This window comes from Moraxella sp. CTOTU48268, assembly GCF_032069585.1.
Lineage (GTDB): Bacteria > Pseudomonadota > Gammaproteobacteria > Pseudomonadales > Moraxellaceae > Faucicola > Faucicola cinerea.
This window is the reverse complement of the sequence record NZ_DAMALV010000002.1, coordinates 129,540-140,900: the sequence shown is the minus strand read 5'-3', so window position 1 is coordinate 140,900 and position 11,361 is coordinate 129,540. Positions and strand designations below refer to the sequence as shown.

Below are 11,361 nucleotides of genomic sequence, written 5' to 3'. Positions count from 1 at the left end.
CAAAATTTCCTCATTATGTTCTTTTGTATATTAAATGTTCAACACAACCTAGTATTTTTTTAAATGCTCTTAATTCAGTATTAGCATCTAAAGCTTTATCAATTTTATTAAAAGCTTCTTTTAAATCTACATCATTTATAATTGTATTAATTTGACTATTAATTAAATTCTCTAATTCTTTATAAGAGCATACTTTTCCTCCATCATCAAGTTGTAATGCATGTCCAGCATCAAAGAAAGAATTATCCTTGACCGAACTCAAAATTTCTTTGGCTTGATATGTGCCAAAAGAATTTTCGGACATTCTAAAGAATGATGAGTTTTGTAAAAGGTCTTTATATTTAGAAATATAGTTTTCTAGCGGAATTTTATGTCTATCTAAAAATATTTTTACTTTACCATTCTTATCAAAAACATCATTATATCTAAAATCATATTTTTCTGTATTTGAATTTAAATCTATATGTAATAAAACCTCATAGAAACTTGTTATATCATTGTGTTTGAATGCATCCAAAATCTCATATTCGCAATCCGTACTTCGTGAAACCCTCATCAATTTTCTAATGAAGTCATGTTTTTTAATTTCTAGGTCTGACAATATATCATCATATTTTGCTTTTAAATCACGGCTAGCAATAAATTTGGAAACTCGTTGAGTTGAGTCATATTCTAAATTATCTGTATTTATTACTAAAATTCTTGGGGGCAGCAATGGATTACTGTCTGATAAGATTTCACACTTTGTTAGTCTATCTTTAAAAATATTATCTTCAGGCCGTTTTTCTTGTGAAATAAAACTAAATGTTTTCGCAAAAGATGTTTTCATAGTGCCATTTGGTGCATAAATGAGACATGTTTGAGTATTATCAAATGAAAATTCGTGCTTTAGTTTGCCAATACCAAAACAATTTTCGAAATCAATTTGCAATTTATTCATATATTTCAAACCTAAAAAAGCCGAGTAATTATCTTACTCGGCTTTTTATTTTAAAACAATAGTTTAGCATTTATTATTTAATAAAACTTAAGCCACTTCACCTTTTAAGAAGTCTTGCGCGAATTTCTGTAACACGCCCCCAGCGTTGTAAGTATCCACTTCCGCTTGGGTATCAAGACGGCAGGTCACAGGCACTTCAAGCGGCTGCGAGCCTTCTTTATTAATCACCAGCGTCAAATCACAACGTGGTGAGATGTCACCAATCACATCATACGTCTCAGTCCCATCTAGCCCTAGCGTGATACGCGTCGTCCCAGCTTTAAATTCAAGCGGCAGCACACCCATACCGATAAGGTTGGTACGGTGAATCCGCTCAAAGCCTTCCGCCACAATCGCTTCCACACCAGCCAGACGCACACCTTTGGCAGCCCAGTCACGGCTAGAGCCTTGACCATAGTCCGCCCCTGCGATGATAATTAGCGGTTGCTTACGGTTCATGTAGGTCTCAATCGCTTCCCACATCCGCATCACTTGACCTTCAGGCTCAACGCGAGCCAGTGAGCCTTGCTTGGTACTGCCATCATCATTTTTCACCATTTCATTGAACAGTTTTGGATTGGCAAAGGTCGCACGTTGCGCGGTTAAATGGTCGCCGCGGTGGGTCGCATAGCTGTTAAAGTCTTCTTCGGGTAAGCCCATTTTTGCCAAGTATTCGCCTGCCGCCGAGCTTGCCAAAATCGCATTGGACGGTGACAAGTGGTCGGTGGTGATATTGTCAGGCAAGATGGCAAGTGGACGCATACCTTTTAGCGTGCGTTCACCCGCTAGCGCGCCTTCCCAGTAAGGTGGACGGCGGATATAGGTTGACATGGGTCGCCAGTTATATAGTGGGCTGTCGGCTTTTTCGCTGCGGTCAAGGTTGAACATCGGGATATAGATTTGACGGAATTGCTCCGGTTTGACGTGTTTTGCCACAATCGCGTCAATCTCTTCATCCGAGGGCCAAATGTCGATCAGGCGAATCTCTTTACCATTGACCACGCCAAGTACGTCTTTTTCGATATCAAAACGAATTGTCCCTGCAATCGCATATGCCACGACTAACGGCGGGCTTGCTAAGAAGGCTTGTTTGGCATACGGATGGATACGTCCATCAAAGTTGCGGTTTCCTGACAATACGGCAGTGGCATACAAGTCACGGTCGATGATTTCTTGCTGAATCGCTGGATCTAACGCACCCGACATACCGTTACAGGTGGTACAGGCAAATGCCACGATACCAAAGCCAAGTTTTTCCAGTTCTGGTAATAGGTTAGCATCTTGCAAGTACAGTTCAGCCACTTTTGAACCCGGGGCAAAGGATGATTTGACCCAAGGTTTACGGGTCAAGCCAAGTTCGTTGGCTTTTTTGGCAAGCAATGCCGCTGCCACCACGTTACGAGGATTTGAGGTATTGGTACACGAGGTAATAGCCGCGATAATCACCGCACCATCAGGCATTAAGCCATTCTCTGATTCAGGCACGGCTTCACCTTCGGCATGGGCAATGCCTTTGGCAGAAAGCTCAGAAGTCGATACGCGCGCATGAGGATTTGAAGGACCTGCCATGTTACGGGTGACGAGTGACAAATCAAACTCAAGCACGCGCTCATAGTCGGCATTGACGAGGTCGGATGACCACAGCCCGGCGGTTTTGGCATAGTTTTCCACCAGTTCGACTTGTTTGTCTTCACGACCTGTGAGGCGTAGATAATCGATGGTTTGCCCATCAATATAAAATAACCCTGCGGTTGCGCCATATTCTGGGGTCATGTTGGCGATGGTGGCGCGGTCACCGATGGATAGGCTGTCTGCGCCTTCACCGAAAAATTCCACATACGCACCAACCACGCGCTCTTTACGCAAAAATTCCGTCAATGCTAACACGATATCGGTGGCGGTGATGCCTGCTTGGCGTTTACCTTTGAGGTGTACGCCCACGATATCCGGCAGACGCATCATCGATGGGTGACCAAGCATCACGGTTTCTGCTTCCAGTCCACCGACACCCACCGAAATCACGCCCAGCGCATCCACGTGTGGGGTGTGGCTGTCTGTGCCCACGCAAGTATCTGGGTAGGCGATACCGTTTTGTACTTGGATCACAGGCGACATTTTTTCCAGGTTGATTTGGTGCATGATGCCGTTGCCTGCTGGAATCACGTCGACGTTTTCAAAGGCAGTCTTTGTCCAGTTGATAAAGTGAAAACGGTCTTCGTTGCGGCGGTCTTCGATGGCGCGGTTTTTTTCAAACGCATCTGGGTCATAACCACCACATTCCACAGCGAGCGAGTGGTCAACAATCAGCTGGGTTTGTACCACAGGGTTGACCTTGCTTGGGTCACCGCCTTGCTCAGCGATAGCATCACGCAAGCCTGCCAAGTCCACAAGGGCAGTCTGACCCAAGATGTCATGACACACCACACGCGCAGGGTACCAAGGAAAGTCTAACGTACGCTCACGGTTGATGAGCTGTTTGAGCGCAGCGGTCAGTTCATTTGGGTCGCTGACTTTACGCACCAGTTGCTCAGCTAAAATACGCGAGGTGTAGGGGAGTTTGTCATAACTATCAGGGGTGATGTCATTCACCGCTTGGCGGGTGTCGAAGTATTGCAAATCAGAATTGGGCAAGGGCTTGCGGTATTGGCTTGTCATTTGGCTTAACCTTAAAATTAATAATCCATTAGAAAAAAAGCCCTTCAAATCAATGGGTAGGCTGACCTGAAAGGCTTTTTATACGATTAAAACGCTAATTATTGACGCTCATCGAGCGGTACAAATTTTTGGTCATCTGGGCCTGTGTAGTTGGCAGAAGGACGGATGATTTTGCCATCAGCACGTTGCTCAAGTACGTGCGCTGACCAACCTGCGGTACGCGCAATCACAAATAATGGGGTAAACATGACAGTGGGCACGCCCATTTTGTGGTAACTGACCGCTGAGAACCAGTCAAGATTTGGGAACATTTTTTTGTTGTCCCACATTACGCTTTCTAGACGCTCTGCTACATCAAATAGGGTCATGTCGCCCGTTTCTTTGGACAAGTTGCGAGCCACTTCTTTGATGACCACGTTGCGTGGGTCGCTCACGGTGTAGACAGGATGACCAAAGCCAATGATAACTTCTTTTTTCTCAAGACGTTCAAGGATGTCTTTTTCTGCGTCGTCGGCATTGCGGTAGCGTTTTTGGATATCATACGCCACTTCATTGGCGCCGCCATGTTTTGGACCTTTTAACGCACCGATTGCGCCTGAGATGGCGGAGTACATATCCGAGCCAGTCCCTGTGATCACGCGGCTGGTAAAGGTTGATGCATTGAACTCATGCTCAGCGTATAAGATGAGTGAGATGTGCATGGCTTTGATATGCGATTCACTCGGGGCTTCACCTTGTAATAGCTCAAGGAAGTGACCGCCAATGCTGTCTTGGTCGCTCTCAAGGCTGATCACTTTGCCATTGTGGCTATAGTGATACCAATACAACAGCATTGAGCCTAATGAGGCAATAAGCTTGTCGGCGATATCACGGGCTTCTGAGGTAGGCTGGCTTTCACGCTCAGGCAAGGTGCAGCCCAGTGCCGATACGCCGGTACGCATCACATCCATCGGGTGGGCGTGGGCAGGCAAGGCTTCAAGCACCGCCAGAACATTGACCGGCAAGTTACGCAGGGTTTTGAGTTTTTTCTTGTACGCCGCTAGCTCATGACGGTTTGGCAAATGACCATGAATCAGTAGGTGCGCAACTTCTTCAAACTCGCTGTCTTTTGCCAAATCCAAAATATCATAGCCACGATAGCTTAAGTCATTGCCTGTACGACCCACGGTACATAGGGCAGTGTTACCGGCGGGTACGCCTGATAGGGCAACGCTTTTTTTGGGTTTTGGCTTGTTGTCGCTCGCGTCTGTCACTGGGGTGTCTTTTGACATGGTAAAACTCCTTTTTAGCTTTATTAAGTGTTTAGCCTTAAGTAATTAGCAAAGTTCGTTAATTATTTTTTTGATTTAAATAATGCGTCCAATTTTTGCTCATATGAATGGTAGTTTAAGAAATCATACAATTCCATACGGGTTTGCATGGTGTCGACCACGGAGGTTTGTACGCCTTCATCTTTTAAGGCTTGGTAGACATTGAGGGCGGCTTTGTTCATCGCACGAAACGCAGATAATGGGTAAAGTACCATGTCAACGCCTACGTCAAATAATTCTTTGGTGCTGTAAAGGTCGGTTTGCCCAAACTCAGTCATATTGGCAAGGACAGGGATGTCTAACACGTCGGTAAATTTGCGGTACATGGCGATATCGGTCAATGCTTCAGCAAAAATCATGTCCGCGCCTGCTTCTTGAAACGCCACCGCACGTTCAACCGCGGCATCCAAACCTTCCACTGACAGCGCATCGGTTCGTGCCATCACCACAAAATCTGGGTCAACTTTGGCATCCAGCGCAGCTTTTAGGCGGTCAACCATCTCGCTGGTTGAGACGATTTCTTTGTTGGGGCGATGACCACAGCGTTTTTGTGCCACTTGGTCTTCGATATGGACCGCGGCAACGCCTGCTTTTTCCATTTGTTTGATGGTTTGGGCGATGTTAAATGCGCCGCCCCAACCCGTGTCGATGTCAACCAATAATGGCGTGTCAACCGCATTGGTGATACGGGTGGCATCGGTCAATACATCGTTAAGGCTCGTCATACCAAGGTCGGGCAAACCAAATGAGGCATTAGCAACACCGCCACCTGAGAGATAAATCGCTTTATGACCGACTTGGCTTGCCATCATGGCAGTGTAGGCATTGATAGTGCCAACGATTTGAAGGGGACGACCTTCGGCTTTTTCAGACTCAATGGCGTCACGGAATTTGCGACCTGCAGAGATAGGTGCCATGTTGCTTCCTTTTTACATGATTGAAGGGGAAAATAGCAAAGTTAGTGTTAATCAGCCCTGCTTTAGGTGTAGAGCAGGTTATTTGCTGCTTTGCCTTAGTATTTCCATAAGTATACGCACAAAAAAACTGGCTGTCAGTACGCGATTTTTAAAAATTAAGTTAAGTAAAATTAAAAGTATTCGGAAGATGAATGGTAAACTTCTATTTTTACATAATTAGTCACTCTAACTTTTAAAAGGTGAATATTTTACCCAAAGTATGAATCATTTATTTACATTTATTTACAATAAACAGGCGCTCGTTGCTACATTCTTCTAAAATAAGTTTAGCAAACTAGGCATGATATACGGATTAAAATTTGAGGAATTACTTATGGCACAATCAACGTTACCGAGTCATATCAAACAACTGGTCGATAAAAAAAACTACGTCATCGCCATCAAAACCCACGCACAAGAGCAGGGGATTAGCTTAGATGAGGCAAAACAACAAATTGATGCGTATGAAAACCAAGCGTTAGCAGCAAACAGTCAAACGCCGCCTACTGCCCATCCTGCGCCATCAGCAAAGACTAAAGAGCAAGGCTTTAGCACATTGACACAAGGATTAGATAATCATCTTAAACAAGAGAATATCACCCTACCGTTATTGCCAAGATGGGTGAAACGCGTGAGTGTGATTATCTTGGTCATCCTGATAATAGGTTGGTTGTTTTATCGATTGTTTAAATAATTAATTGTTCAAATAATCGATGGTTTAGATGATAAGCGCTGCAATAAAAAAAGCGTATGACGATTCAATACGCTTTTTTAATGAAATGCTCGTGTTGTTGGACTGCAATCAATTGCCGATTTGCATATATTTTTGGAAGTTTTCGGCATAATCATCGATATTATCCGATAGCATACGCTCAAAATTCTTGGTAAAGTGCTCAATAATGTCTTGTTTTTCTTTGGCGTAGTCACTGCCTTTGACAAAGCCCGTTGCCGCTGTCCACGCGCTAAAACGCGCGACCGCATACAGCATTGAGGCATTGATTTTACCTGCGTGTATATCATCGGTGCGAAGGGTATTGGCAAGCTGGATAAACTCATCAGCGCGCTCATAAAACGCATTCATTTCTTCGGTGATTTGGTTGGTGTTTTCGCTCATAACTTTTCTCTACAATTTTCTACCATCAATTAAACGTTAAAAAGGTGCGTAAAACGCACCCTGCAAATCTTGTACTACGTCAATAAAATTATAAACCCGCGTCTGCTCTAAGTAGTGCTGCGCGGTCGGTACGCTCCCAAGTAAAAGCGGTTTCAGTGCCTTGGCGACCAAAGTGACCATAGCTTGCCGTTTGCTCATACATGGGTTGGAGTAGGTTAAGCATACGCGTGATACCATAAGGACGTAAATCAAAATGCTGGCGGATAAAATCGACAATCTTGTCATCGCTGATTTTGCCCGTGCCAAAAGTGTTGACAGAGATAGAGGTTGGCTCTGCCACCCCAATGGCATAACTTACTTGAATTTCACAGCGCTCCGCCAGTCCTGCCGCTACGATATTTTTGGCAACATAACGCCCTGCATAGGCTGCACTGCGGTCAACTTTTGATGGATCTTTACCTGAGAACGCACCGCCGCCGTGACGCGCCATACCGCCATACGTGTCTACGATGATTTTACGACCCGTCAAACCCGCATCCCCCACAGGACCCCCAATCACAAATAACCCTGTTGGGTTGATATGATACTTCGTGTCTTTGTGCAGCATCGCGGCTGGAATGACAGGCTTGATGATTTCTTCCATGACCGCTTCATGCAAGTCTTTTTGCGAGATACTGGGATCATGTTGGGTTGATAGTACCAGCGCATCAATAAACGCAGGTTTGTCGCCATCATAGCGTACCGTGACTTGCGCTTTGGCATCGGGACGCAGCCACGATAATGTGCCGTCTTTACGCAATTGCGCTTGCTTTTCCATCAAACGATGGGAAAACTGAATGGGGGCAGGCATCAACACATCCGTCTCATGGGTGGCATAACCAAACATCAAACCTTGGTCACCGGCACCTTGCTCTTCAGGGCGCGAGCGGTCAACGCCTTGGGCGATTTCGGGAGATTGTTTGCCAAGCATATTGATAACCGCACAGGTGGCGCCATCAAAGCCCAACTCTGAGCTGTTGTAGCCAACGCGCAGGACGGTATCACGCACGATTTTTTCAAAATCAACATTGGCGGTGGTAGAGATTTCACCCGCCAGCACCACGCCGCCTGTTTTGGTCAAGGTTTCGCACGCCACACGCGCATGGATGTCTTGCTCAAGGATGGCATCAAGGATAGCATCAGAGATTTGGTCAGCAAGTTTGTCTGGGTGACCTTCACTGACAGATTCAGAGGTAAATAGTTGATATTCACGCATTTAATTTTCTCATTACATCAAGGGTGATAGAAAATTAATCGCTTTGCAAACCTATCTCTATTTTACATTTTAAAATGAGAACAAAGCAAAAATAGAAAGTCACGGACTGCGATATAGTACGAGCAAGTTTGCAAAATGATTAACGAAAAAATGATTAATATGACTAATAGCAAAATGACTCATATAAGTCATTGCCGCTACAGTGGAAAAGTCAGGGGATATTATAAGGGATTTTGCCAAATTAACCTAATGCTTTTAAATGCCTAACTGGAATAGGCTAATGGGGTAATTTTAATAAGTTTGATGATAGGTGGTTTGTTAATGGGTGGTCTTTTTTAATAAACCCAATCACTGATACAATATTTCGCGTTATTTTGCTTTAACTTCTCACCCATCAACCCCATTATTTACCCATCTGTGACTACTATAAAGACAATAAAATGCGACCACCTCAATCTTCCCGCTCCGAACGTGAACTTAGCCAACTTGCCCGCCAAATCCAAGATGATGCCCAAATCACCGGTGTCAATGCCAGTGGCACCCAAATCTCAAGTAAACCTTTTGAAATGGTGACCGAATTTGAACCCTCAGGCGACCAACCGCAAGCGATTGCCAAACTAGTTGACGGTGTCGACAAAGGCATGCACGGTCAGCTGCTCTTAGGGGTGACTGGCTCAGGTAAGACCTACACCATGGCAAAAGTGATTGCCCAATGCCAGCGTCCCACCATTATCATGGCACACAACAAAACCCTTGCCGCCCAGCTATATGGCGAGTTTAAGGCGTTCTTTCCGCACAATGCTGTGGAATATTTTGTCAGTTATTACGACTATTATCAGCCTGAAGCGTATGTACCTGCCAGCGATACCTTTATCGAAAAAGACAGCGCCATTAACGACCATATCGACCAAATGCGACTGTCTGCCACGCGTGCGCTACTCGAACGTCGTGATGCCATTATCATTGCATCGGTGTCTTGTATCTACGGTTTGGGTGACCCAGAAAGCTACCTAAAAATGCTCCTCCACATCGTAGTGGGTGACAAAATCGACCGTACTGCCATGCTCAAACGCTTGGTGGAGCTGCAATATACGCGTAACGAGCTTGACTTTGGGCGAGGTACTTACCGTTTGCGTGGTGAGGTGCTTGATATTTACCCGGCTGAGTCTGAACAGCTTGCGGTGCGTATCAGTATGTTTGATGATGAAGTGGAAAAAATCACTTGGTTTGACCCGTTGACAGGTAAGAACGTGCGCAGTGTGCCACGCATTACCATCTATCCAAAATCTCACTACGTCACCCCACGAGATAAGTTAGAAAGAGCCAGTGGTACTATCAAAGCCGAGCTTGAACAACGCCTTGAGTATTTTCGAGCGCATGACAAACTGATTGAAGCCCAGCGTATCAAAGAACGCACCACTTATGATTTGGAAATGATTCAACAGCTTGGCTACTGTAACGGCATTGAGAACTATTCGCGCCATTTATCGGGACGTCCTGCCGGTGAAGCACCGCCGACATTGTTTGACTATATTCCGCCCGACGCCTTGCTATTTATTGACGAAAGCCATGTAACCGTGCCACAAGTCGGCGCGATGTACAAAGGCGATAGAAGTCGTAAAGAAACCTTGGTTAATTATGGCTTTCGCCTGCCATCTGCAATGGATAACCGCCCGCTGATGTTTGAAGAATGGGAGCGTATTACCCCTGCGACCATTTTTGTGTCGGCGACCCCTGCCCAATATGAACTTGAGCATAGCGAGCAGGTCGTTGAGCAAGTGGTACGTCCGACAGGTCTAGTTGATCCACAGCTTGAGATTCGTCCTGTCTTGACCCAAGTTGATGATGTGCTATCGGAAATCAACATTCGTAAAGCCAAAGATGAGCGAGTGCTGATTACCACGCTCACCAAACGCATGGCAGAAGATTTGACCAGTTATCTAAAAGAGTACAACATCAAAGTCGCTTATTTGCACTCGGATATCGACACGGTGGAGCGGATGAAAATCATCCATGAACTGCGCACAGGCGTGCATGATGTGCTGGTCGGTATCAACCTATTGCGTGAGGGCTTGGATATGCCTGAGGTGAGCTTGGTGGCGATTTTTGATGCGGATAAAGAAGGCTTTTTACGCTCGGAGCGTTCGCTCATTCAGACCATCGGTCGTGCCGCGCGCCATGTCAATGGTAAGGCGATTTTGTACGCTGACAGTATTACCCCAAGTATGCAAAAGGCGATTGAAGAAACCGAGCGTCGCCGTGCCAAACAGATGGCGTATAACGAGGAACATGGCATCACGCCGACATCCGCTCGTCGTCAGATTACCGATAAAATCGACACAGGCGAGGCAGAAACCCCGAATGATAACCAAGCGATTGCGGTCACCCATGCGTTCCCCGATGTGGATATTTCGATTTTGCGTTCGCCTGATTTGCTTGCTAAAGAGATTGCACGGTTAGAAAAAGAGATGAAAGCCTTGTCGCGTGATTTGAAGTTTGAGGAAGCGGCAAAAGTGCGGGATAAAGTGGTGAGCTTACGGGAATTTGTGTTGCAATGATGGTGGACGATGGGTGTTAAATAAGCGGTTTTACCCCAAGAAAAGTAACAGCTTTTCTTGGGGCAAGTTTAAGCTATCATCCAACCTTTTACATTAAGCATCATCATTATCCTTACTAAGTTTTTGTTTTAACGGACTAACAAAATAAAAAATTCCTACCATAAACACACTAATCAATACCGCAATCTCTAGCCGCCCCATCGCCACTGCCACGCCCACACAGCCTGCCGACCAAATCGCAGCCGCTGTCGATGTCCCTTCAATCATGCCATCTTTTTTGAGAATTGCCCCGCCGCCGATAAAGCCAATCCCCGTTACCACGCCGCTTACGATGCGCCCCATCGCACTGGGGTCATCGCCTTGCACTTCAAACGCAAGCAGCGCAAAACTACAGCTTGCCAGGCTTACAAGCGGAAAAGTGCGCAGCCCAATGTTTTGTCGACTATTCTCACGATTGTAGCCTACAGGTAATACCAATACAAATGCTATCACCATTTGAAACATGTGAACTACCATCAATTTCCAATCTAAATC

General features: G+C 45.5%; 9 protein-coding genes. 2 read left to right on the top strand and 7 right to left on the bottom strand.

The features are described from left to right. Nucleotides 1-13 precede the first annotated feature (13 nt). The 4 genes from RT143_RS01400 to prpB form a co-directional block, all read right to left on the bottom strand. Nucleotides 14-940: a hypothetical protein gene (locus RT143_RS01400; RefSeq protein ID WP_313090653.1), complete on the bottom strand. Its 927-nt coding sequence runs from the start codon at nucleotides 938-940 to the stop codon at nucleotides 14-16. Nucleotides 941-1,027: 87 nt separating this feature from the next. After that, a complete protein-coding gene (gene acnD, locus RT143_RS01395; protein ID WP_313090652.1) occupies nucleotides 1,028-3,634 on the bottom strand; it encodes a Fe/S-dependent 2-methylisocitrate dehydratase AcnD in 2,607 nt (868 codons plus the stop codon). A 98-nt stretch (nucleotides 3,635-3,732) separates the two neighbouring features. Continuing rightward, nucleotides 3,733-4,905, bottom strand: a complete 1,173-nt coding sequence (gene prpC, locus RT143_RS01390) for a bifunctional 2-methylcitrate synthase/citrate synthase (protein WP_313090651.1) — start codon at nucleotides 4,903-4,905, stop codon at nucleotides 3,733-3,735. A gap of 62 nt (nucleotides 4,906-4,967) precedes the next feature. Beyond that, a complete protein-coding gene (gene prpB, locus RT143_RS01385) occupies nucleotides 4,968-5,861 on the bottom strand; it encodes a methylisocitrate lyase (protein ID WP_036598327.1) in 894 nt (297 codons plus the stop codon). A 373-nt stretch (nucleotides 5,862-6,234) separates the two neighbouring features. Between prpB and RT143_RS01380 the strand changes: the two genes are divergently transcribed. Further along, nucleotides 6,235-6,594 (top strand): hypothetical protein, encoded by a 360-nt coding sequence (locus RT143_RS01380; RefSeq protein WP_313090650.1) that lies wholly within the window; start codon nucleotides 6,235-6,237, stop codon nucleotides 6,592-6,594. Nucleotides 6,595-6,702: 108 nt separating this feature from the next. On the opposite strand, the gene RT143_RS01375 is transcribed toward RT143_RS01380, so the two are convergent. Next, nucleotides 6,703-7,014: a DUF3144 domain-containing protein gene (locus RT143_RS01375; protein ID WP_050325523.1), complete on the bottom strand. Its 312-nt coding sequence runs from the start codon at nucleotides 7,012-7,014 to the stop codon at nucleotides 6,703-6,705. Nucleotides 7,015-7,102: 88 nt separating this feature from the next. Further along, a complete protein-coding gene (gene metK / locus RT143_RS01370; RefSeq protein WP_313090648.1) occupies nucleotides 7,103-8,269 on the bottom strand; it encodes a methionine adenosyltransferase in 1,167 nt (388 codons plus the stop codon). A 440-nt stretch (nucleotides 8,270-8,709) separates the two neighbouring features. Here metK and uvrB point away from each other — a divergent pair, with 440 nt between their 5' ends. Continuing rightward, the gene (uvrB, locus tag RT143_RS01365) at nucleotides 8,710-10,827 is read left to right on the top strand and encodes an excinuclease ABC subunit UvrB (RefSeq protein WP_313090647.1); all 2,118 of its coding nucleotides are present in this window, start codon (nucleotides 8,710-8,712) and stop codon (nucleotides 10,825-10,827) included. A gap of 93 nt (nucleotides 10,828-10,920) precedes the next feature. Here the strand turns inward: uvrB and RT143_RS01360 are convergent, their stop codons facing one another. Continuing rightward, nucleotides 10,921-11,331, bottom strand: a complete 411-nt coding sequence (locus RT143_RS01360) for an MgtC/SapB family protein (RefSeq protein WP_313090646.1) — start codon at nucleotides 11,329-11,331, stop codon at nucleotides 10,921-10,923. Nucleotides 11,332-11,361: the final 30 nt, after the last annotated feature.

Bases quoted from the DNA above. Each gene is read 5' to 3' on its own strand.
- RT143_RS01400 (WP_313090653.1), bottom strand. From the start codon at position 940: ATGAATAAATTGCAAATTGATTTCGAAAATTGTTTTGGTATTGGCAAA.
- uvrB (WP_313090647.1), top strand. From the start codon at position 8,710: ATGCGACCACCTCAATCTTCCCGCTCCGAACGTGAACTTAGCCAACTT.
- metK (WP_313090648.1), bottom strand. From the start codon at position 8,269: ATGCGTGAATATCAACTATTTACCTCTGAATCTGTCAGTGAAGGTCAC.
- RT143_RS01380 (WP_313090650.1), top strand. From the start codon at position 6,235: ATGGCACAATCAACGTTACCGAGTCATATCAAACAACTGGTCGATAAA.
- prpC (WP_313090651.1), bottom strand. From the start codon at position 4,905: ATGTCAAAAGACACCCCAGTGACAGACGCGAGCGACAACAAGCCAAAA.
- prpB (WP_036598327.1), bottom strand. From the start codon at position 5,861: ATGGCACCTATCTCTGCAGGTCGCAAATTCCGTGACGCCATTGAGTCT.
- RT143_RS01360 (WP_313090646.1), bottom strand. From the start codon at position 11,331: ATGTTTCAAATGGTGATAGCATTTGTATTGGTATTACCTGTAGGCTAC.
- RT143_RS01375 (WP_050325523.1), bottom strand. From the start codon at position 7,014: ATGAGCGAAAACACCAACCAAATCACCGAAGAAATGAATGCGTTTTAT.
- acnD (WP_313090652.1), bottom strand. From the start codon at position 3,634: ATGACAAGCCAATACCGCAAGCCCTTGCCCAATTCTGATTTGCAATAC.